General features: G+C 39.3%; 19 protein-coding genes and 2 pseudogenes. 11 read left to right on the forward strand and 10 right to left on the reverse strand.

Annotation, left to right across the window (positions count from 1 at the left end; translation table 11 throughout):
- Positions 1-154: 154 nt before the first annotated feature.
- Positions 155-1123 (reverse strand): magnesium transporter CorA family protein, encoded by a 969-nt coding sequence (locus ACMZ6U_RS04245; RefSeq protein ID WP_341931700.1) that lies wholly within the window; start codon positions 1121-1123, stop codon positions 155-157.
- Positions 1124-1237: 114 nt separating this feature from the next.
- Between ACMZ6U_RS04245 and ACMZ6U_RS04250 the strand changes: the two genes are divergently transcribed.
- Complete coding sequence (locus ACMZ6U_RS04250) at positions 1238-1294, forward strand: SPJ_0845 family protein (protein ID WP_416106570.1); 57 nt, start codon at positions 1238-1240, stop codon at positions 1292-1294.
- A gap of 7 nt (positions 1295-1301) precedes the next feature.
- Here the strand turns inward: ACMZ6U_RS04250 and ACMZ6U_RS04255 are convergent.
- Positions 1302-1655, reverse strand: a pseudogene (locus ACMZ6U_RS04255) (CorA family divalent cation transporter); the annotation flags it as partial.
- Positions 1656-1910: 255 nt separating this feature from the next.
- Between ACMZ6U_RS04255 and ACMZ6U_RS04260 the strand changes: the two are divergent.
- The 6 genes from ACMZ6U_RS04260 (at position 1911) to ACMZ6U_RS04285 (ending at position 7133) form a co-directional block, all read left to right on the forward strand.
- Positions 1911-3095, forward strand: a complete 1185-nt coding sequence (locus ACMZ6U_RS04260) for an SSURE domain-containing protein (protein WP_416106538.1) — start codon at positions 1911-1913, stop codon at positions 3093-3095.
- Between the two features lie 147 nt (positions 3096-3242).
- Positions 3243-3935 (forward strand): response regulator transcription factor, encoded by a 693-nt coding sequence (locus ACMZ6U_RS04265; protein ID WP_416106540.1) that lies wholly within the window; start codon positions 3243-3245, stop codon positions 3933-3935.
- The gene (locus ACMZ6U_RS04270) at positions 3932-4975 is read left to right on the forward strand and encodes a sensor histidine kinase (RefSeq protein WP_416106542.1); all 1044 of its coding nucleotides are present in this window, start codon (positions 3932-3934) and stop codon (positions 4973-4975) included. Before ACMZ6U_RS04265 ends, ACMZ6U_RS04270 begins: the two co-directional genes overlap by 4 nt.
- Before the next feature lie 137 nt (positions 4976-5112).
- Positions 5113-5244, forward strand: a complete 132-nt coding sequence (locus ACMZ6U_RS04275; protein WP_416106544.1) for an SPJ_0845 family protein — start codon at positions 5113-5115, stop codon at positions 5242-5244.
- A gap of 171 nt (positions 5245-5415) precedes the next feature.
- The gene (locus tag ACMZ6U_RS04280; protein ID WP_416106545.1) at positions 5416-6321 is read left to right on the forward strand and encodes a permease; all 906 of its coding nucleotides are present in this window, start codon (positions 5416-5418) and stop codon (positions 6319-6321) included.
- Positions 6318-7133 carry a TIGR03943 family putative permease subunit gene (locus ACMZ6U_RS04285; RefSeq protein WP_416106547.1) on the forward strand — a complete coding sequence of 272 codons (816 nt, stop codon included), beginning with the start codon at positions 6318-6320 and terminating at the stop codon, positions 7131-7133. Before ACMZ6U_RS04280 ends, ACMZ6U_RS04285 begins: the two co-directional genes overlap by 4 nt.
- 302 nt (positions 7134-7435) lie before the next feature.
- Here the strand turns inward: ACMZ6U_RS04285 and ftsY are convergent.
- The 8 genes and pseudogenes from ftsY to yycF all read right to left on the reverse strand — a co-directional run.
- Positions 7436-8362: pseudogene (gene ftsY, locus ACMZ6U_RS04290) on the reverse strand (signal recognition particle-docking protein FtsY); the annotation flags it as partial.
- A gap of 772 nt (positions 8363-9134) precedes the next feature.
- A complete protein-coding gene (locus tag ACMZ6U_RS04295; RefSeq protein WP_416106549.1) occupies positions 9135-9956 on the reverse strand; it encodes a Cof-type HAD-IIB family hydrolase in 822 nt (273 codons plus the stop codon).
- On the reverse strand, positions 9919-10746 hold the full coding sequence (locus ACMZ6U_RS04300) for an HAD family hydrolase (protein ID WP_416106551.1): 828 nt from the start codon (positions 10744-10746) through the stop codon (positions 9919-9921). The genes ACMZ6U_RS04295 and ACMZ6U_RS04300 overlap by 38 nt, the downstream gene beginning before the upstream one ends.
- Before the next feature lie 355 nt (positions 10747-11101).
- Entirely contained in the window at positions 11102-14647 is a 3546-nt protein-coding gene (gene smc / locus ACMZ6U_RS04305; RefSeq protein ID WP_416106553.1) for a chromosome segregation protein SMC, read from the reverse strand.
- A 1-nt stretch (position 14648) separates the two neighbouring features.
- A complete protein-coding gene (gene rnc, locus ACMZ6U_RS04310; RefSeq protein ID WP_416106555.1) occupies positions 14649-15350 on the reverse strand; it encodes a ribonuclease III in 702 nt (233 codons plus the stop codon).
- Positions 15351-15688: 338 nt separating this feature from the next.
- Positions 15689-16498, reverse strand: a complete 810-nt coding sequence (locus ACMZ6U_RS04315) for an MBL fold metallo-hydrolase (protein ID WP_416106557.1) — start codon at positions 16496-16498, stop codon at positions 15689-15691.
- A 1-nt stretch (position 16499) separates the two neighbouring features.
- The gene (vicK, locus tag ACMZ6U_RS04320; RefSeq protein ID WP_416106559.1) at positions 16500-17846 is read right to left on the reverse strand and encodes a cell wall metabolism sensor histidine kinase VicK; all 1347 of its coding nucleotides are present in this window, start codon (positions 17844-17846) and stop codon (positions 16500-16502) included.
- On the reverse strand, positions 17839-18546 hold the full coding sequence (gene yycF, locus ACMZ6U_RS04325; protein ID WP_416106560.1) for a response regulator YycF: 708 nt from the start codon (positions 18544-18546) through the stop codon (positions 17839-17841). Before yycF ends, vicK begins: the two co-directional genes overlap by 8 nt.
- 234 nt (positions 18547-18780) lie before the next feature.
- Between yycF and ACMZ6U_RS04330 the strand changes: the two genes are divergently transcribed.
- Genes ACMZ6U_RS04330 through ACMZ6U_RS04345 form a run of 4 tightly spaced genes read left to right on the forward strand, consistent with a single transcriptional unit; the run spans position 18781 to position 21777 of the window.
- A complete protein-coding gene (locus ACMZ6U_RS04330; protein ID WP_416106562.1) occupies positions 18781-19566 on the forward strand; it encodes an amino acid ABC transporter ATP-binding protein in 786 nt (261 codons plus the stop codon).
- A 10-nt stretch (positions 19567-19576) separates the two neighbouring features.
- Positions 19577-20404, forward strand: a complete 828-nt coding sequence (locus ACMZ6U_RS04335) for a transporter substrate-binding domain-containing protein (RefSeq protein ID WP_416106564.1) — start codon at positions 19577-19579, stop codon at positions 20402-20404.
- 18 nt (positions 20405-20422) lie between these two features.
- Positions 20423-21118, forward strand: coding sequence for an amino acid ABC transporter permease (locus tag ACMZ6U_RS04340; RefSeq protein ID WP_416106566.1), 696 nt, complete (start codon positions 20423-20425; stop codon positions 21116-21118).
- 8 nt (positions 21119-21126) lie between these two features.
- Positions 21127-21777, forward strand: coding sequence for an amino acid ABC transporter permease (locus ACMZ6U_RS04345; protein WP_416106568.1), 651 nt, complete (start codon positions 21127-21129; stop codon positions 21775-21777).
- The last annotated feature ends 66 nt before the right edge of the window (positions 21778-21843 follow it).

The raw sequence follows: 21843 nt of genomic DNA on the forward strand, positions 1-21843 counted from the left end.
TGACATTCTCAAGTTTCCCTTGATGAACTTTCGTTCTATCTGCGGCGCCTTTCCTAGTCAGGTTGTGATTTTCTTCAAGTATTAGTCTTTTCTTTTATTATAAATGAAAAGCAAAAAACACGATAGCATTATACTAACGTGTTTTGATACTATGCTATGATTTACGTCTCCCTTTAAAGGCCATTTTAAAGAATTGTTTGAAGCTCATCAAGAAGGATTGCCCCATCATGTAGGTCAACATTTTAGACATGACCATCCATAAGAAGACCGACAAAAGGATAACCAAAATCCAGCCATATTTGCTTTCCGTAAAGACTGTTGGTAGGGGAACATTAATCCCGAAAAAGCCCGTCACAACACTTGGGATAGTCATGAGTAAGGACACAATCGTCAGCATGGTCATGGTATCGTTTAGATCATTGTTTAAGATGTTATTATAAGTTGCGGTTAATTGTGCCAAAATCTCAGATGTCATCTCGGTCATCTCAACCAGCTGCTTAGCTTCAACCAAGGCATCGTCCAGTTGCTCTTTTTCTTCGTCATTTAGATGAAAATAGAGGGATTGATTCTTGATCCGCTCAATACTAACCGCATTTTGTCGACAGGCAGAAGCCAGAAAAACATTGCCTGTTTCAATATCCGATAATGCTAAAAGCCCTTGTTTAGTTGTTTTGGCTCGGAGTTGCTGATTGATCACTTGGCGCTCATGGGTTAGTTTTTCAATCACTGAAAAATAAGGTGTTGAAATTTCCACAAGACTAGAAAATAAAAAATCATACAGGCTCATATCATGGTTATCTTGGGCTAAGGCTTGTAAGCGTCTGACGATGTAGTCTGTTTCTTTGGTAGACATACTGATCAAGCGATTATCTTGGGCAATAAAGGTAATTGGTACCGTTTGAAAACTGTTATCTTCCTTAATAAGCTTTAAAACATTATAAATCAAGAGGAGCTGACCCGTTTTACGATTGTACTCCACATGGGCAAGTTCATTCTTATCAAGGGCATAAGCTGCTACTTCAGGGTCGATACCATAATCCATAGCAATTTTTTCAGCATCTCTAACTTCATCGATATCAATATCAATCCAGCTAAAGCTATCGAAATGTTCTCTTGTAATCATCAGAAACCTCGTCTTGTTGTTTTTACTAGTATATCATGCTCTTGATCATTTTTCTTCTCTCTTATTTAAGGAAATGATAGTATAATAGAAACAAGATTATTTCGGAGATGCCTTATGGCTATTTCATATAAAAAAGAAGATCAACTTGAAAGCATGTTTGAAAGCGCCTAACGATATAGTCGGTATCCTTGGTTGACATGCTAATCAAACGATTATCTTGGGCGATAAAGGTTATCGGTACCGTTTGAAAACTATTATCTTCTTTGACGAGTTTTAAGACATTGTAAATCAAAAGCAACTGGCCCGTCTTGCGGTTATATTCCACATGAGCAAGTTCATTTTTATCGAGGGCATAGGCCGCTACTTCAGGGTCAATGCCATAATCCATAGCAATTTTCTCAGCATCTCTAACTTCATCGATATCAATATCAATCCAGCTAAAGCTATCGAAATGTTCTCTTGTAATCATCAGAAACCTCATCACTTTCTGAATTCTAGTATAACATGAGAGAGCTAAAATTTCTGCCATCATTTATTGAAATGCATCACCTTCATCTGAAATTAACAAAAATGAATTGGCAAACAGTCCTTTCTACTATGCTAATATATCTTGCTAGATAAAGTTGACTGTCTATCCTCTTGATGAAAGATCAGACTTCCTTTTAGAGAATGTCAAAAATACAGTTAAGTCTTTCCTAATCCTTACTTAAGATTTAGTTAAGAAATAGCTTATGAATACTTAAAGTCTCTTTTTATAATAAAAGTATCAAAAAATAAGGAGAAACTTATGTCAAACTTATCAAACAAAGTATCTAATACAGCAAATCAATCTTCCAGCAAAAGGCCCTTCCGTCAAGGCAAAGGTGGTTTAGTTTCTATGATTATGGCTAGTGGAAGTATACTAGTCCTAGCTCAAGGAAATCAAGTCCTTGCAGAAGATATGGTCACACCTCCAACAAATAGCATACCTTCGACTATGACCACCATGACTAATAAAACTTCCGAAATGCCCGCAGAGATGACTGCTATGGAAAATAATCAACCAGCCATGATGAGCGAACCAAGTGATACTTCTGGATCTATGATGATGAGTGATATGCCAGAAAACATGTCTGCTCAACCATCAGCAAACCCTACTACTATGGCAAGTGACACAATGACGGAACCAAAGGTTACAAGTCCAAAAGAAGTCACTTCTGCTGTCAATCAATACCTTCATGAGGAGATCAGTGTTCCTGATAAATATGTTCAAAAAGCTGATTTCCCCGGTCCATTCACTGCCGGTGTCAACCAGGTCATTCCCTTTGAAGCCTTTGGTGGTGATGGCATGTTGACTCGCTTACTTTTAAAATCCTCTGATGATGCTCCTTGGTCAGATAATGGCTCAGCTATGAATCCAGCTCTACTTCCTCTGGAAAATCTATCCAAAGGAGAGTATTTCTATAACCTAGAGCTCGACGGTCCTCTTAAAGGCAAAATGGATGCTGATCTTTTAGACGCCTTAAAAGCATTGACTGACCAAACCATCACCGGCAACGTTCGCGTTTATGCTGCTAAAGATAAGATGCCAGATTTAAGCAGGGTAATTGCTAGCAAAATGGTTTCCTTACAGTTCCATCGTGCAAACATGATGACTGATAAAACTGATAAATCTATGGCAAATCAAATAGACAAGCCAAACGTGAGCAAAATGGACATGACCAAGAAAGATGAGATGTCCTCTAAAGCTAGCATGCCAAATGATGGCAAAATGTCAGCTACTAAAGAGCAAAAAACAATGACCTCTAACATGATGAAACCAAAACAAATGAGCGATAAAATGGCTAAAGGACAATCAGAGATGGCTAAAGGGAAGCTCCCAATGACTGGTGAGACTAACCATAGTCTCTTAACAGGATTTGGTATTGCGACACTTTTAGGAGCTTTAGGTCTTTTACTAAAAGGCTTCTTGACTAAGAAAGCAAATCAATAATCTGTCACTGAAAAATCTTAGAAAAGCCCTACATTTTAATGTCTTTAGGACTTTAAAAACCAGTTGGTCTTCCATCAAAATAGTGTTATACTTAGCAAAGTATAGCACTATTTTAGTCATGTTATTTCAAAGATAAGGATTAAAAGGATGACACATTCTATTCTTTTGGTTGATGATGAACCTCAAATCATCGATATTAACAAGCGTTACTTAAACCAAGCTGGTTTTGAAGTTCTTATAGCAAATAATGGTCTTGAAGCATTGGATATTTTCCGAAAACATTCAGTGGACCTCATTATCAGTGATATTATGATGCCAAAGATGGATGGCTATGATTTTATTTCTGAAGTACTCAGCCTCAAGGAGGACCAAGCCTTTTTGTTCATCACTGCAAAGACAGCTGAACCGGACAAGATTTATTCTCTCAGTCTAGGAGCTGATGATTTTATCTGCAAACCCTTTAGTCCTAGGGAGTTGGTGCTTAGGGTCACTAACATTTTAAAAAGGCTATATGGAAGGCAAGGTCAACAAGAGGACCTACTCATTGGTGACTTAGCTATCAATCATCAGACACGTGACGTTTCTGTCAATGGTCATTCACTAACATTAACAAACAAGGCTTTCGATATCCTATGGCTCTTGGCTCATCAACAAAATCGTGTCTTTTCCAAGTCAGAATTATATGAAAGTGTCTGGGATGAGACCTTCATTGAGGATACTAACACGCTCAACGTTCACATCCATGCCTTGAGAAATGACTTGGCTAAGCATAGCACTGATCAGACCCCTAGCATAAAAACTGTTTGGGGGTTAGGCTATAAACTCGAGGTGGCACCATGACACTTAGATATTACTTAATCACAGGGCACTTCATAGCTATCTTAATCACCCTGATCGGGGTTTTCTTAGGTCTTAATTACATGGTTATCGAACAAAAACAAGTTTTCTTCATCATGGCCATGGTCATCACAGCTAGTCTACTTGGAGCACTTTTTAGCCTCCTACTCTTAACTAAAATCACTAAGTCCTTGTCGCTCCTCATTTCCAAGATGGATGCCCTTTCTGAACGCCGTTTTCAAACTAATATTTCCATCACCTCTCCTCAAGAATTTGCTCATCTTGATTTGGCTTTTACTCGCATGGCTCAATCCCTCGAAGAAAGTTTTGCTTCTTTAACAGAAAGCGAACGTGAAAAAGCTTTGATGATTGCCCAATTATCACATGACATCAAAACACCCATCACATCGATTCAATCTGGTGTCGAGGGGATTCTAGACGGCGTTATCCCTACAGATGACGTCCCCCGATATCTGGAAGCAATCCATGGACAAACATGCCGTTTAAATCATTTGGTCGAAGAATTGGACTATGTGACTTCAGAAGTTTATGACAAGAAAAAGCCAGATGAAGATTTTGAAATAGTCTATCTGGATAAGCTGGTTATCGATGTTTTATCAGAATTTCATTTGCAAATCACTGAGGAAGAGCGTGATATTGATATTTCTGTCCAACCAGAATCAGCCCATGTAATTAACCATTATCACAAGCTTTATCGCATCCTTCAAAACTTAGTCAGTAATGCTTTAAAGTATTCTCCTGCTAAGTCGCCCATTACTGTTGCTCTGATTAAAGACCAGAAACAACTGACCATCACGGTTACTGACCAAGGTATAGGAATTGCCACTAAACATCAGGATAAAATTTTCAATCGCCTTTACCGAGTGGAAAGTTCACGCAATATGGCGACAGGCGGACACGGTCTAGGACTCTACATTGCTCAAGAATTAGCCCAACAACTTGGTGGGACAATCAACCTTGAAAGTCAGAAGAACAAGGGAAGCAAATTTTCCTTAACCATCCCACTTCAAGACCCATCATAAGAAAAATATAGGAAGAGCTGTTTTGACACGGCTCTTTTGCTTTAAGAAACAAAACAGATTTAGGAAACAATAGCTGCTTTAAGCTAATCTTAAAAAATGATAGTATAATAGAAACAAGATTATTTCGGAGGTGCCTCATGGCTATTTCATACAAAAAAGATGACAAATTAGAAAACATGTTTGCAAGCTTTGCCAAACTACCTGACAATATGGATTCAGATCCTAAAAAAGGAAAAAAAGACGATGACCAAAAAGAAAGTAAAAACTAATTTTTCTAAAATAGACCTTGTTTTTTATGTGGTCCTTGGTGCATTAAGTATGCTTTTAACGGATGTCCTGCCTTGGTCTTTTATTGTTAATCTCCTGATCATAATGATCCTTGCATTTTGCTTAGGCGTTCTTTTCAATTATGCCAAGTCTTGGTTGAAGTGAGGTTTTTCGTGTCATTTTTTAATCAGTTGCCCGACAGTGTTCTACAATGGATGGCTATATTCATGTCCATTATTATTGAAGCACTGCCATTTGTTCTCTTAGGTGCTATTTTAACAGGATTTATCGAAGTCTATGTCACTCCTGATAAGGTTCTGAAGCATCTTCCTAAAAACCGCTTGTTACGCATTTTGTTCGGTACATTTATTGGGGTCATTTTCCCCTCTTGTGAATGTGGTATTGTACCAATTGTCAATCGTCTCATGGAAAAAAGAGTGCCTAGTTACACAGCTGTTCCTTTTTTAGCGACAGCCCCAGTGATAAATCCCATCGTCATTTTGGCAACCTATTCAGCCTTTGGGAATTCTTGGCAGTTTGTCATCTGGCGTCTAGCAGGTGCTATCTTGGTAGCAGTTGCTCTAGGGATGCTTTTGGCTTATCTAACGGATGACGATATTAGGATACCTCCCAAAGAAGCGCCTCATTTCCACGACTATTCTGACCATAACCAACCTAAAAAACTATTTTATGCCTTATCGCATGCTATAGATGAATTTTTTGATACAGGTCGCTATTTAATTTTTGGGAGTCTCATTGCCTCTGCTATGCAAATTTACCTTCCAACACGGATTTTGACAACTATCGGCGGTAATCCTTTGACAGCAATTTTTGTCATGATGATTTTAGCCTTCGTTCTGTCTCTTTGTAGCGAAGCCGATGCCTTTATCGGGGCTAGCCTTCTCTCTAGCTTTGGAGCTGCACCTGTTATGGCATTCCTCCTCATCGGTCCCATGATTGACATCAAAAACCTTATGATGATGTGGAACAGCTTCAAAAAGAACTTTATCCTCCAATTTATCGCAGTCTCTGCGATCATTGTAACCCTTTATTGTCTCACTTTAGGAGTTTTCACATGATTCGATTTCTAATCTTAGCTGGTTATTTTGAGCTCAGTATGTATCTTTACTTGTCCGATAAGCTGGATCAATACATCAACACTCATTATTCCTATTTGGCTTTTATTGCTATGATTCTATCATTCATTCTAGCAGTTGTTCAACTCATGATTTGGATGAAAAATCTTAGGCTCCATTCGCACTTGTCTGGAAAATTCGCCAAGTTGACTAGTCCTATGATTCTTGTCTTTCCAGTTTTAGTTGGATTGTTAGTGCCAACTGTTACTCTTGATTCCACAACAGTTTCAGCTAAGGGGTACACCTTCCCAACTGCCGTTGGCTCCGTCGGTCAGGGAGAATCAGACGATGGTACCAGAGTGCAATACTTGAAACCAGATACCAGTCTTTACTTCACGAAAAATGCCTATCAAAAAGAGATGCAGCGCGAGTTGCAAGCTTACAAAAATCTCGATACCATTGATATCAAGTCTGAGAATTATATGGAGATTATGGAACTGATATACCTCTATCCTGACGTCTTTTCAGGAAAGCAGATTTCTTTTACAGGCTTTGTTTATAATGAACCTGGGCACGAGGGCTACCAGTATCTCTTTCGTTTTGGAGTTATTCATTGTATCGCTGATTCGGGCGTTTATGGCTTATCTACTACAGGTAATAGCCAAAGCTATGCCAATAATACTTGGCTTAAGGTTAATGGTACCATCAAAACCGAATACAATAGCCAACTAGAAGAGACTCTTCCAGTACTTCATATTGAAAACAGTCAGATTGTCTCAGAACCTGAGAATCCCTATGTTTATCGTGTCTTTTAAACATCCTTTAGCGGAACTATAAAGCTATAATTAGTAGCTTATCTCTAACTTTGAGTAGGTTGGGCAAAATTGCCCAACCTATTTCTAATTGTTAGCGAACGAAACAGCATCAGAAAGCAACACTCATCAGTAAACTTATATTCATTGAAAATCAAAATATGACGTTGTCAAGTTTACCTTGATGAACTTGACGCCTTTCCTAGTCAGATTTTGATTTTCAATGAGTATAAACAAAAGAAATAACAATCGTCAAAACAAAACCATCTGAAAGTTAACTTTCAGATGGTTTTTTACTGTTAACATTAAAGTAAGCCCTCTAGTAGACCTCGCATGAAATTTTCTGAATTGAAGGAACCAATGTCATCAATCTTTTCTCCGAAACCAATCAACTTAACTGGAATGTCTAACTCTTGGCGAATGGCTAGAACGACACCACCCTTAGCTGTTCCATCAATCTTAGTCAATACTAGACCTGTCAAAGGCGTGATTTTTGAAAATTCTTTAGCTTGACTGAGGGCATTTTGACCCGTTGAAGCATCCAATGCTAGAAGGGTTTCATGAGGTGCTTCTGGCACGACACGCTTAATGATACGTCCAATTTTCTCAAGTTCCTTCATGAGATTATCTTTGTTTTGCAAGCGACCAGCTGTATCAATCATCAAGACATCAATACCTTCCGCAACTGCTCGTTCCATACCATCAAAGACAACCGAAGCGGGATCAGCTTTTTCAGGACCAGTCACAACTGGAACATCCACACGGCGTCCCCACTCAACCAGCTGGGCAACGGCTCCTGCACGGAAGGTGTCCGCCGCAACCAACATGACCTTTTTACCTTGGTTCTTGTACTGATAAGCCAATTTCCCAATAGAAGTCGTTTTACCAACACCATTAACCCCAACAAAGAGCATCACCGTTAAATCATCTTGAAAATTAATGCTCTCATTATAAACACCATCTTTTTCATAGATGTCAACGAGTTTCTCAATAACGACTTGACGTAAATCTTCTGGTTTCTTAGCGTTTTCTAGTCGAGCTTCTTGACGTAAATCTTCTGTCAGCTGTGTTGCTACTGTTACACCAACATCAGACATAATCAACATCTCTTCCAACTCTTCAAAGAATTCCTCATCTACCTTACGGAAATTAGCAAAAAACTCATTGAGACGAGCAGCAAAGCCTGTTCGTGTTTTTTTCAAACTACGATTGTATTTTTCTTCCGTTGTTTCTTCGATTTCTGGTGTGCTTGCTGGAGCATTTTCCTTGGATAATTCTTGAACTTGACGCGTTGACATTGCCTCAAAGCTCAAGGTTTCACCCCGCTCGGCTGCTTCTGCAACGGCTGCTTTTTTGGCGTAATAATCAGCTATCAGTGATTCAAAACGAGAGTCATTGGATTGGGAGGCTACCTCAGTCGTCGATAGGACTTCTACCTGACTCTTAAGAACAGCTTCAGAGGTGCTAGTTTCTTCAGAAGCGGATAATGTCTCTAAAGACTGACTGGTTGATACCTCAGAAACGTCTTCCTCAACAGTATTATTAGCTTGCTCCTTGTCTAGTTCGACCTCTATCTCATCTTTCCAATCAACAGACGGATCTGCTTGATGTTCTGGAATGCTAACTTCAGCCCTTAAAGAAGTCTCAAAATCTCCTTCTTCCAACTCTTCAAAACTATCTTTCCAGTCAATTGACTCTGACGATTTAGAATCAGACTCAATATTAACTACTTCAGAACTTGATTCTGTACTATCAAGCTCATCAAGAGCTGAATCCACTTGCTCTACAAAGTCATCTTCCGACGTTGGACCCTGTTGGGCATCCTCTTCTGAAACGATAACAAGATTTTCTTCTTCAGAAGGGTTAACATCTTCCTGGAAAAAATCTTGCTTGTCTTGTTCCACTTCATCAATGATATTGTCTTTGTTTTCAAGCACTTCTTGCGAAAGCTCTTGCTCTTCTTTTTTCTCTTTTTTTCCAAATAATCGGTCAAATAATCCCATTTTATTCTCCACCTAATACGTATTTTTCAATGGCTTCCGCCACTCCTGAGTGATTGTTATCTTTGCTCGTTACTACATTAGCTGTTTCCTTTACAATAGGCGCCGCATTTTTCATCGCAACTCCCAGACCTGCCCAATCAATCATGGTCAAATCATTTTCTTCATCACCAACAGCCATGACATTTTCGCTATCAACGCCTAAGAGGTCGCATAATTTAGCTAAACCAGACGCTTTATGAACCCCTTTGGGCATAATTTCAAAAATAATTTCGCGTGATTTAAAGGCTTCAAAATTGGAAAAAATCAGCTCAGGAATTTCCTTGATTTTAGCATCTAAAAAGTCTTTATCTGTCACAATGACAATCTTATTATAGATGATGTCTTCTGGTAAATGAGCTAATTGCTCCAAAGTTTTAAAGGTCAGTAAAGGATTAGCTTCTGGATAACGTGACGGACGACTTGGTGCAGGCAAACTATAAACAGTCCCCTCACTCAAGATATCAACAGGAAGACCCAAAGCTGATAGTTGTTGATAGATAGACTCAACTTCGTGGCGTGACAAAGCTTGTTGGGCTAAGATATCTCCATCATTTCGCTGGATTAAACCTCCATTAAAAGTCACGCTATAATCCATAGGATGGTTCAAATCTAACTCTTCTAGTAAATCACCAATGGCTTTTAAAGGACGACCTGTTGTAATCACGACTTTGACACCTAATTCAGTAGCTTTCTTAATCGCTTCTTTATTAGCTTTTGATACCTTTTTTTCATCATCAAAAAGGGTATTATCTAAGTCTAATGCAACCAATTTTATTTCTGTCATCTCCAACCAAACCTTCCAAATAAGTCAAAACGGCATCGCTAGCATTATCTCCAACAACCTCATCAGCTAAGGTTTTAGCAGCTTCTACTGCATTATCAGGAACCACAGCTATGCCAGAAAAGGCTAACATTTCAAGATCATTATAATTATCTCCAAAAGCATACACATCTTGCGATGAAATCCCTTGTTTCTTACAAAGAACCTCCAAGCCAGTCGACTTATTATAAGCCTTAGGAATGATATCCATTCCATCAAAACCAGTGACAACGGCTTGAAAATCAGCTAATTTCCCATTCAAGCGTTTCGTAAAATCATGAATCTTATCCGCATCAAAGTGAGCTGTCACTTTTAAGATTTTATCGGTTACAGCGTTTAAATCAGCCCTCTGAACATTGGAATAAAAATGTTGCGCCCTTTTGATATAGCCAGCTGAAGCGTCAAGCGGGGCATAAGCACCTTTCTCGCCAGATAAAAGATAACCCTGACAATGAGGATCAGCCTGCAATTCAGACAAGATAAGCTGATAATCCTTAGGCACCATCTCAGCTTCAAAAATAACCTGTCCTTCATCCTCAACAATACAGCCATTTTCCGCGATAAAAGCCATCTTCTTTTCAAATTCTTGGAACAATTCTTTCAAAGTTAGGAGCGACCTGCCGCTCGCGGCTACAAAGAGATAGCCAGCTTCAGTCAATTTCTCCAGAAGAACAGCAAATCTTTCCTTGTCATAAGTACCATCTGGTCTTAAAAAGGTCCCATCCATATCAGACGCTACAATTTTTTTTAACACAAGATTCCTCCAGCTTCTCAATACTGATTTAACTATAGTCAAATGAATTCACTTTCAGACAAGGAACTGAAACGCAGACAGTACTGAAGTACGGCAAGTTAAAAGTGACGATGTATCAAAGTTAATTCAAAAGACTATACTAAATACCTACATAATCCCTACCATTGTACCAAAAAATCCGCTTACAAGGAAATATTACAAAAAGAGTGTGAGAAAATACTCTTGATAACTAAAAATTCGTTCAAACCACTCCAGAGTTATAAGAGGTTTGAACGAACTTCATATAGTGAGATTAGACATCATGCCCAACCACTTATCTTCTTTAAAAGATAGCCAAATATATCAGAGATTATCTCTAATTAACACCATTAATGTTCTCTGCTTCTTTCAATTTAACTGAAAGGATTTGTGACACACCAGACTCCTGCATAGTCACCCCATAAATGCTGTCAGCCGCTGCCATGGTTCCCTTACGGTGAGTCACAACGATAAATTGACTAGATTTATCAAAACGATTGAGATAATCACCAAAACGTTTAACATTTGCTTCATCAAGCGCCGCCTCCACCTCATCCAAAATAACAAATGGAATCGTTTTGACACGGATAATCGCAAAAAGCAAAGCCAGTGCTGATAAGGCTTTTTCCCCACCTGACATAAGATTAAGCGACTGAATTTTTTTACCAGGAGGTTGTACGGAAATCTCAACTCCGGCTGAAAGCAAATCACCGTCGGTCAAAATCAAGTCGGCCGAACCGCCACCAAACATCTGGGTAAAGGTTTCTTTGAAAGACGCTCTAATCGCTTCAAAGGTTGTTTTAAAGCGACTGGTCACTTCCTCATTCATCTCAGCTATAGTTTCTAAAAGCAAATCCTTAGCCTTATCGAGGTCAGCTTTCTGACCAGACAAGAAGGTCAAACGTTCCCCAACCTCATCATACTGCTGGATAGCATCCAGATTGACTGGACCCAAGGCTTTGATCGCTTTTTGCAAATCCTTGAGAGCTAGTCTTGCTTGATTGATATCTTCCAGGGGTTCAACTTGTTCCTGTGCTTCTGAGAAAGAAAGTTGATAGGAATCAATCAAATCTTGTGCCAGAGACTGTAATCTTTGTCTAACCTGCTTTTCTTGTGACTCAAGTTCAGCTTGACGGCGAATATAAGTTTCATTTTGCTGGCTCAATTTTTGCAGGTGTTCCGCGATATCTTCTCCCTGTGCTTCCAAATCTTCCAATTCAAAGCGCAGGCGAATTTGCTCCTGTTCTAGCTTAACCTTGCGTTCTTTAGCCTCTTCTAACTGCGCCTGCCATTCTGGAATCTTATCTGCTTCTAGAGCATCATTATGATGAGCTAGACTATAGGCTAAATTCTCAGCTAGAACTTTAGCTTCTTCCAAAGATTCTTTTTGCTTTGTTAAATCACGAGATAAATATTGCCGTTCACCTTGTAATTCACGTTCTGATAGCCTTAATTCAGAAAGATTATCTTGCAGTTTTTGACGTTTTTCTTCAATACTGTCCTTATCCGTCTTGATAGCTTCAATATCTTGATTCAATTGCTCTTTTTGCAAACGGATGGCATCTAATTGAGTCTCTAACTCGTTCTTACGCTGACTATCATCTGAAATAGCCAATCCTTGCTGGTTAGCTAACTTGGCTTGATAGAGTTTATTAAGGTCAGCAACTTGACCAGCAGCTTGTTGATAAGCGAAGTCAGCCTTTTGTTCGGCAAGTCTAGCTTCCTCACCGTCTTGCTTCAATTCAGCTAATTGTTGACGAGAGCATTCTAAAGCCTCTTTTAGACTAGCTAATCTTTCTTCGTCAGCCTTTATTTCAGCAGACATCTGGTTAATGTCAGCTTCCAGTTGGTCCAATTCCGGTTTGACAAAAGTCGTATTCTTTTGACGATTTGCCCCTCCGGCAAATGAGCCGCCTGGACGCAATTCTGTACCATCAAGGGTGACAATACGCACCTGATACTGGAAATCACGCGCTGCTTGATTGGCATGGTCAATCGTATCAAAAATCGCAGTCATACCCAGGAGATTACCCATGATATTACCCAAACGACTATCATAAGACACCAAATCTTTAGCCAAACCAAGAAAACCTGGTTGCTGTGCCAATTTCTCTCTAAAAGCAGGCTTCAAGGAACGTTCTTTAATAGTTGTCAGAGGCAAAAAAGTTGCACGACCATGACGCCCATCTTTCAGGAATTGGATAGCCTTCTTAGCCGTCCTTTCATCCTCTACGATGATATTTTGTGCAGCACCACCAAGAACGATTTCCATTGCAGTTTGATGTTCTGCCTTGAAGCTCAAATGTTCACTAACAGCCCCCACAATACCGCCAATGCGTCCACTATTTTGCAAAACAGCCTTAACTCCAGCAAAAAACTGGCTGTGGCTTTTTTGAATAGCTTCTAAACTATTGCGACGAGCAGTCTTACCTTTTAAAGCATCATACTTATCAAAGAGTACCGCCTGATGTCCTTGATAGAGTTCATCCTTGGCTTTCACCTCTTGCAATTGCCTTTGATAATCATCCAACAAGACTTTAACAACTTCCTTAGCCGCTTCAAAACTGGCTAAACTTTCCTTAGCCGTTTCTGTAAGACCCCTACGACGCTCTTCTAACTCCAATAACTCAGCTTGTGCCTGTTCTGACTGCTGCTGCTCCTGCAAAAGTCTGTTTTCAAGAGCTGTCAGTTGGTTAGACAAATCAGCTTCTTGACTCATTAGCCCAACGAACTGCTCACGTAGACTTTCAATAATTTGATCGGGAGATTGGGTAAACTCTGTCAAGTATGCCTCTGTCTCCTTGATGGCTTTTGCTTTTTCCTGACTATCATTGATAACAACAGCCAATTTATCTTCAATCTCGCTGATAGAGAGCTGCAAGCTACTAATCAGCGTCTCCTGCTTCTCCAGACGAGCTTTTAAATCACTCTCTTTTTCTTGTGATTGAGATTGTTGCAGCTGATTGACTTTGATTTGTTTCTCCAAATCTGCAATCAAACTGGTTAAAGCGACCAGATCATCTTGGTGCTGTTGAGAATTCTGAGATAATTGATGACGCTTAGTCTTTAAATTCTGGTTATCATTTTCAAGTTTTTGACGATCCTGATAATAAGTTTCAAGATTTTCTTTAACCTCATTTAAGCGATTCGTTAAAGACTGAAGTTCCTCCTTACCTGATGAAACATCATGAACAAGCACTTGCAAATGAAGCTCCTTACGCTCTTCTTCCAAGGAAAGAAATTGCTTTGCTGTCTGTGCTTGTTTCTCTAACGGACGAATCTGCTGCTCCAACTCATAGATGATATCTTCCAGGCGGTCCAAGTTATCCTGAGTTTGAGATAATTTGCTTTCGGTTTCCTTTTTACGGGTTTTGTATTTTAAAACTCCCGCAGCCTCTTCGAAAATAGCCCGACGGTCTTCAGCCTTACTGTTGAAAATGGCTTCAACATGACCTTGAGAAATAATGGAAAAAGAATCACGTCCTAAACCAGTATCCATAAAGAGATCATGAATATCACGAAGACGGACCTTTTTCCCCTCGATCAAGTAATCACTATCACCATTTCGGTAAATATGACGTTCAACAGAAAGCTCTTCTGGTGCATCTTTAATAAAGCCATCACTATTATCCAGCGTGACACGAACTTGAGCATAATTAAGCGGTCGACGTGTCTCTGTTCCGGCAAAAATAACATCCGGCATTTTACCACCACGTAAACTCTTAGCAGATGATTCTCCTAAAGCCCAGCGAAGACTTTCTGTGATATTTGATTTTCCAGAACCATTTGGTCCTACGACTGCTGTCACACCTTGGTCAAAGCTAACTTTAGTCTTATCTGCAAAGGATTTAAATCCTTGAATTTCAATTTCTTTTAAATACATCTTAGTCCTCACCTAGTTGGTGGAGTGCTTTTTTAGCAGCTTCCTGCTCTGCCATTTTTTTAGAACGTCCCTTACCATTACTCAATTCTTTGCCATTTGCAGTAACACGAACTTCAAACCACTTAGCATGGGCAGGTCCCTCTTCACCAATAACTTCATAGCGAATTTTGATATCCCCATCGACTTGAAGTTCTTCTTGAAGAGCTGTCTTATAATCCTTAACTTGTTCATACTGCCCTTTTTCAACCTTAGGAATCATCACCAAATAAAGGAAAGTCTTAACTGCTTCTACTCCTTTATCTAAAAGAAGAGCACCTAAAAAAGCCTCAAAAAGGTCTCCAATAATAGTTTCACGCTGACGACCACCTGACTTTTCTTCTCCTTTACCTAGTTTAATAAAGGCATCGAAGCCACAATCTTTTGAGAACCCTGCCAAACTCTCCTCGCGAACAATCATAGAACGTTGTTTAGATAAATCCCCTTCTGGCTTATTAGGGTATTTTCGGTACAAATAATCTGAGATAATCAGTTGAAGAACTGCGTCTCCTAAAAACTCCAAACGTTCATTGTGTGAAATGTTTAGGAGACGATGTTCATTAGCATATGATGTGTGAGTAAAAGCCGTATCAAGCAAGCTACAATCCGAAAATTCAATATGAAAATCCGCTTTTAATTTTACTTTTAGCTCTTCTAATTGTCCCATAAGACTCTCCTTTATTACTTTAAAATGGGGGTACTCAAACCATGGGCCTTTGATAGAACTGGGATGCATCATCTCTTTTGAGTGATCCAACTCGCACAGCAACTCATCATCAAGTCCTCACCTTACAGATAGTAATCTAACGATAACTTTAATACTCATTGAAAATCAAAATCTGATATTGTCAAGTTTACCTTGATGAACTTTAGTTCTAGCTACGACGCTTTTTCTAGTCAGATTTTGATTTTCTTCGATTATAAGTGACCACAACTTATTGTCACAGTCTTTTCTATTATACCAAAAAATAGTCTAGCCACTAGGGCTAGACTGTAAATTTAACGTTAAATATCAATTAGTGGCGTCGCCGTGTCTGGTGAGGTATCCAATACCTTGAAATCATGATTAACACCCAAATCAGCTTGCATAAGACTGGATTCCATGGTCATATGAGCTAGCTCCTTGATATTGTTTTCCTTACTCAAATGTCCAAGATAAATCTTTTTAGTCCGATTACCAAGCGTATCAATCATAGCCTGTGCACCAGCCTCATTAGATAAATGCCCAAAGTCAGAAAGAATCCTTTGTTTGGTCTTCCATGGATAGGACCCTGCTCTAAGAATCTCAATATCATGGTTAGATTCAATCAGATAGCCGTCCGCATTGGCAACAATCCCTGACATACGATCGCTAACATATCCCGTGTCAGTTAACATGACAAAGCTTTTATCATCTTTCATAAAACGATAAAACTGCGGATCTACTGCATCATGGCTAACACCAAAAGACTCGATATCAATATCTCCGAAAGTCATCATTTTTTCACGCGAAAAAATATGCTTTTGTGAATTATCTATCTTACCGAGCATATTTTTGGCATCCATAACTTCCCAGGTTTTTTCATTCGCATACAAGTCAAGATTGTACTTGCGAGCCAAAACCCCAACTCCTTTGATATGGTCTGAATGCTCGTGTGTAATCAAAATAGCATCTAAATCCTCAGGTCGTCGATCAATTTCAGCTAAAAGACTGGTCATTTTCTTACCAGTCAATCCAGCATCAATCAAAAGACGTTTCTTTGGTGTCTCCAGATAAAAAGCATTACCTGTCGACCCTGAAGCTAAAATACTGTATTTAAATCCTTTATCGGCCACCTTAGTCTTCAGCTACCTCCCATTCATCATCTACTTCTAAAATATTCTTCTCATACGGTAAAACAATGGTAAACGTTGATCCCTTACCGTAATCACTTTTAGCCCAAATAAAGCCATTGTGCTGTTTAACAATTTCTTTGGTGATTGCTAGACCGAGTCCAGTACCTCCTTGGGCACGGCTTCTTGCCTTATCAACACGATAGAAACGGTCAAAAATTAAAGGCAAGTCTTTTTTAGGAATTCCCAATCCTTGATCAGATACCGACACAATTAATTGAGTATCAGTCGTTCGCATGCTCACCTTAATCTCACCACCATCTGGTGAATACTTGATAGCATTATTTAAAATATTATCGAAAACTTGGGTCATCTTATCATTATCAATCTCAATCCAAACAGGAGTCAGATCGTAATTGCGCTTAATATCATAAGATTTTCCTGCATGCGTTTCCTGTAACTTGATACGGTCAAAACGATTTAGGATATAGGTGATAAAAGCTGTAAAGTTTGTCAATTCAACTTCTAATTCACTATTATTATTGTCAATACGTGATAAGGATAGCAAGTCTGTAATCATTCGCATCATCCGGTTTGTTTCATCTAAGGACACACGGATAAACCCCGGTGCAACAGCTTCCTTAAGAGCCCCTTCATCCAAGGCTTCAAGATACGATTTTACCGATGTCAGAGGAGTCCTTAATTCATGACTAACATTGGAAACAAAGAGACGGCGTTCACGTTCCTCCTTTTCTTGTTCTGTCGTATCGTGTAAAACGGCTACCAAACCAGATATAAAACCACTCTCTCTTTTGATAAGAGCAAAATTGACCCTCAGTACCGTAAATTCACCAAACTCATCGACACGGTGAAGCGTTACTTCGGGTGTTTTGGTTATTAAATCATGATAAGTATACGAGACATCTTCTAACAAGGTCATAATATTGATAGCAAGGTCACCTTCTTCTGATAAGTTCAACTGCTGCCTTGCCATATCATTAATCATAATGATATTACCACGACGGTCTGTTGCTAAAACCCCATCGCTCATATAGGATAAAATACTTGAAAGACGATTTTTTTCTTGTCCTAAATTTTCATGTGTTAGACGAAAAACCTCAGATAGATCGTTCAAATGTTCAGCTAAGTCCTTAACTTCAGCACTTCCTCGTGTTACCTGATTGACCACATACTCACCTGAAATCAAGGCTTGAACTTGCTCCGTCAATTGTTGCACACGTCGACTATTTAAAGAATCTCGAATAATTAAAAAAACATAAATCAGGACTAAAATTGACATTAGCCCTGCAATAATAACATCTCGAAATGAAAAAAGAAATTGATCAGTCATGAGCTTTCATAAAGTATCCCACTCCACGACGAGTGAGAATGTATTCCGGACGACTTGGAGTTGTCTCAATTTTTTCACGGAGGCGACGAATAGTCACATCAACTGTCCGAACATCACCAAAATAGTCATATCCCCAAACCGTTTCAAGGAGATGCTCGCGTGTCATCACTTGACCAATATGTTGCGCCAAATGATAGAGCAATTCAAACTCACGATGCGTCAGCTCGACTTCCTCTCCGTTCTTTTTAGCAATAAACGCCTCTGGTAAGATTTGAAGGTTCCCAATCTCGATTTCTGTCGGAGATGATTGAAGAGATTCTTCTGCCACAGTTTCAATAGTCTCAACACGACGTAGTTGGGCTTTCACACGCGCCAACAACTCTCGATTAGAGAAGGGTTTTGTGACATAATCATCTGCACCGATTTCCAAGCCAATCACCTTATCGAACTCAGAATCCTTAGCCGATAACATAATAATTGGCGTGTGACTTGTTTTACGGATCTCTTTAGCTACCTCAAGACCATCCATACCCGGCAACATCAAGTCCAAAATAACCAAGTCAGGCTTAATATCTTCAAATTTTTCAACCGCGTCATGACCATCAAAGGCTGTTTCAATAGCATAGCCTTCCTTACTCAGATTAAATTTTATAATGTCTGAGATGGGTCTTTCATCATCTACAACGAGAATTGTCTTCATAGTTAGTACCTACCTTTTTTCTGATTATAACAAATTATCCTTTAAATGGAAAACATTGACTCCCCCCACTATCATCAACCTTTATCATATCCGCCCTCGCTATTTATATCAAAGCTCTCAATAATTTTCAGAATATTTAAAATAAAATATTGACAATATCATTTCTCTATGGTATAGTAACTTATCTGTGTTATGTTTTCTAACGTAGATAATTATTATCAAAAGGAGTTTCTAATGGCACTTATCGAATATAAAAATGTTGAAAAATATTACGGTGACTACCATGCTCTTCGTAACATTAACTTAGAAATTGAAAAGGGTCAGGTCGTTGTTCTCTTAGGTCCTTCAGGATCAGGTAAATCAACACTTATCCGTACCATGAATGCTCTTGAATCTATTGAAACAGGTAGCCTAAAAGTAAACGGTCATGAATTGGCCAATGCTAGCAATAAAGATCTCGTTCAACTTCGCAAAGAAGTTGGTATGGTTTTCCAACACTTTAACCTCTATCCGCATAAAACAGTGTTAGAAAATGTTACTTTGGCACCAATTAAAGTTTTAGGCATGTCTCGCAAAGAAGCCGAGGCTGTTGCTGAAAAATACTTAACCTATGTTAATATGTGGGACCGCAAAGATTCTTACCCAGGAATGCTCTCTGGTGGTCAAAAACAACGTATCGCAATTGCTCGCGGACTCGCTATGAATCCTGAGCTACTACTCTTTGATGAGCCAACTTCTGCTCTTGACCCAGAAACCATCGGTGATGTTTTGGCTGTTATGCAAAATCTAGCTGCTGAAGGAATGAACATGGTGGTTGTAACCCACGAAATGGGCTTCGCCCGTGAAGTAGCCGATCGTATCATCTTTATGGCTGATGGAGAGATTTTAGAAGATACAACTGATGTTCAAGGTTTCTTCGACCATCCAAAAGAACCACGCGCTCAACAATTCCTCAGCAAGATTATCAATCACGCTAGTGAAAAAGTCCCTGCTAAGAAAAAAGAACGCAAAGTTAAATAGGAGGTGTGAGATGAAATCAATCAAACAACTTCTTATTGCATGCTTATCCCTAACTCTAGCTTTATCAGTTCTCTCATTTGTTCCAAAAGCAAAGGCTGAAACAAATGATAAACTGCTATCTTCTAAAGTGATTAAGCGGATTAAAAAAGCTGGAGTTCTAAAAGCTGGAGTCAAACAGGATGTTCCAAACTTTGGCTACTTCAGTGCTGAGACAGATAGCTATGAGGGAATGGAAATCGATATCGCGCGTAAGATTGCTAAAAGTCTCGGAGTCAAAGTAGAATTCACTCCTGTTACAGCGCAAACCCGCGAAGCCGTTATTGATAACGGACAAGTTGACATCGTTATCGGTACCTATACCATCACTCCTGAACGTCAGGCGTCTTATAGTTTTAGCAACCCTTACTATACAGATGAAGTCGGATTCTTGGTTAATAAAGCTAGCAAGTACACATCTATTAAGGATATGAATGGTGCAACGATTGGAGTGGCTCAAGGATCTACAACCAAAGGTCTTATAGAAGAATATGCTAAAGCTAATGATTTACATTTTGATTACGTTCAATTAGGATCTTACCCTGAACTAGCTATTTCGCTCTATTCAAAACGTATCCAAGCCTTCTCAGTTGATAAATCCATTTTATCCGGTTACCGTAGCAAGAAAACAGAAATCATTGATCAGGGATTCAATACTCAGAGCTACGGTATCGCTAGCAAGCAATCCAATAAAGATTTAACTAGCTATATCAACAACCTACTATCTGACTGGTCAAAAGATGGTAGCTTGACAAAAATCTATCAAAAATATGATTTAAAACCAGCTAAGGCTGAGGAATAAGAGAAAGGAAGGATAAATATGAATTACTTAGTAGCAAGTCCCTTTGCCCTTTCTCGCTGGGCTGACTTTTTTACCAATTTTGGTGATTTCGCCAAAGGCTTTGCATACACCTTAGGCATGTCCATCGGTGCTTTACTTCTTTCCCTCGTCTTAGGGCTAATTTTTGGCGCCATGTCATCTTCTAAAAATAAAACCTTAAAAGCTATTGCTCGCGTATATGTCGAGCTTTACCAAAACACACCATTATTAGTTCAATTCGTGGTTGTCTATTATGGTTTAGCCATCATGACAAATGGTTTCATTATGATTTCAGCTTTCTGGACAGCAGTTATCTGTGTCGGTATCTATCACGGTGCTTATATTTCTGAGGTTATCCGTTCTGGTATCGAAGCTGTGCCTAAAGGACAAACAGAAGCTGCACTCTCTCAAGGATTTACTTACAAAGAGACCATGCAGCTTATCATTCTGCCACAGGCCATTCGTACCATCTTGCCACCAATGACCAACCAAGTGGTGAACTTGATTAAAAACACCTCTACGGTTGCCATTATTTCTGGGGCAGATATCATGTTTGTGTCAAAAGCATGGGCCTATGAAACTACTAACTACGTACCAGCCTTTGCTGGTGCAGCACTGCTCTACTTCATCGTCTGCTTCCCACTAGCAACTTGGGCACGACGTAAAGAAGAAGAAAACAAGAAAGCATACAATTAGGAGGATAAATGATGTCAGTTTTAACACCAACTAATATTAACTTTATTCTTCAAGGACTTTGGTTGACCCTTTACATTTCTTTCTTATCTATTGTATTATCAACCATCATTGGAACGCTTCTCGCTGTTATGCGTAATGGGAAGAATCCAATCCTTCGCTGGATATCAAGCATCTACATTGAATTTGTCCGTAACGTACCCAATCTTCTTTGGATTTTCATTATCTTCTTGGTTTTCCAAATGAAGTCAACGCCTGCAGGTATCACTTCCTTTACCGTTTTCACATCAGCTGCTCTGGCAGAAATCATCCGTGGGGGCTTAAATGGCGTCGATCACGGTCAAACAGAAGCTGGTCTCTCACAGGGAATGACCCACTGGCAAATCTTCATTTACATTGTCTTTCCACAAGCCATTCGTAAAATGTTGCCAGCCATCATTTCACAATTCGTAACAGTTATCAAGGACACATCCTTACTCTATTCTGTTATCGCCTTGCAAGAGCTTTTCGGAAAAAGTCAAATCTTGATGGGTAAATACTTTGAACCAAGTCAGGTTTTCACCCTTTACCTCATCATCACAGCCATCTACTTTGTCATCAACTTTGCCATCTCGACCTATTCTCGTCAACTGGCTAAAAAATGGGCACAAGGGGCTGAATAAGAATAAAGGTTCTATAATTTCTGTAGTGGGTAAATCCCTTATGGAGATTATGGAGCCTTTTTAAGT

Source organism: Streptococcus pluranimalium, assembly GCF_047785745.1.
GTDB classification, from domain to species: domain Bacteria; phylum Bacillota; class Bacilli; order Lactobacillales; family Streptococcaceae; genus Streptococcus; species Streptococcus pluranimalium_B.

What these genes read in the sequence shown, in the direction of transcription:
- vicK (WP_416106559.1), bottom strand. Translation starts at nt 17,846, where the DNA reads ATGACTGATCAATTTCTTTTTTCATTTCGAGATGTTATTATTGCAGGG.
- ACMZ6U_RS04265 (WP_416106540.1), top strand. Translation starts at nt 3,243, where the DNA reads ATGACACATTCTATTCTTTTGGTTGATGATGAACCTCAAATCATCGAT.
- ACMZ6U_RS04270 (WP_416106542.1), top strand. Translation starts at nt 3,932, where the DNA reads ATGACACTTAGATATTACTTAATCACAGGGCACTTCATAGCTATCTTA.
- yycF (WP_416106560.1), bottom strand. Translation starts at nt 18,546, where the DNA reads ATGAAGACAATTCTCGTTGTAGATGATGAAAGACCCATCTCAGACATT.
- rnc (WP_416106555.1), bottom strand. Translation starts at nt 15,350, where the DNA reads ATGGGACAATTAGAAGAGCTAAAAGTAAAATTAAAAGCGGATTTTCAT.
- ACMZ6U_RS04340 (WP_416106566.1), top strand. Translation starts at nt 20,423, where the DNA reads ATGAATTACTTAGTAGCAAGTCCCTTTGCCCTTTCTCGCTGGGCTGAC.
- ACMZ6U_RS04345 (WP_416106568.1), top strand. Translation starts at nt 21,127, where the DNA reads ATGATGTCAGTTTTAACACCAACTAATATTAACTTTATTCTTCAAGGA.
- ACMZ6U_RS04335 (WP_416106564.1), top strand. Translation starts at nt 19,577, where the DNA reads ATGAAATCAATCAAACAACTTCTTATTGCATGCTTATCCCTAACTCTA.
- ACMZ6U_RS04285 (WP_416106547.1), top strand. Translation starts at nt 6,318, where the DNA reads ATGATTCGATTTCTAATCTTAGCTGGTTATTTTGAGCTCAGTATGTAT.
- ACMZ6U_RS04295 (WP_416106549.1), bottom strand. Translation starts at nt 9,956, where the DNA reads ATGACAGAAATAAAATTGGTTGCATTAGACTTAGATAATACCCTTTTT.
- ACMZ6U_RS04260 (WP_416106538.1), top strand. Translation starts at nt 1,911, where the DNA reads ATGTCAAACTTATCAAACAAAGTATCTAATACAGCAAATCAATCTTCC.
- ACMZ6U_RS04330 (WP_416106562.1), top strand. Translation starts at nt 18,781, where the DNA reads ATGGCACTTATCGAATATAAAAATGTTGAAAAATATTACGGTGACTAC.
- ACMZ6U_RS04275 (WP_416106544.1), top strand. Translation starts at nt 5,113, where the DNA reads ATGGCTATTTCATACAAAAAAGATGACAAATTAGAAAACATGTTTGCA.
- smc (WP_416106553.1), bottom strand. Translation starts at nt 14,647, where the DNA reads ATGTATTTAAAAGAAATTGAAATTCAAGGATTTAAATCCTTTGCAGAT.
- ACMZ6U_RS04245 (WP_341931700.1), bottom strand. Translation starts at nt 1,123, where the DNA reads ATGATTACAAGAGAACATTTCGATAGCTTTAGCTGGATTGATATTGAT.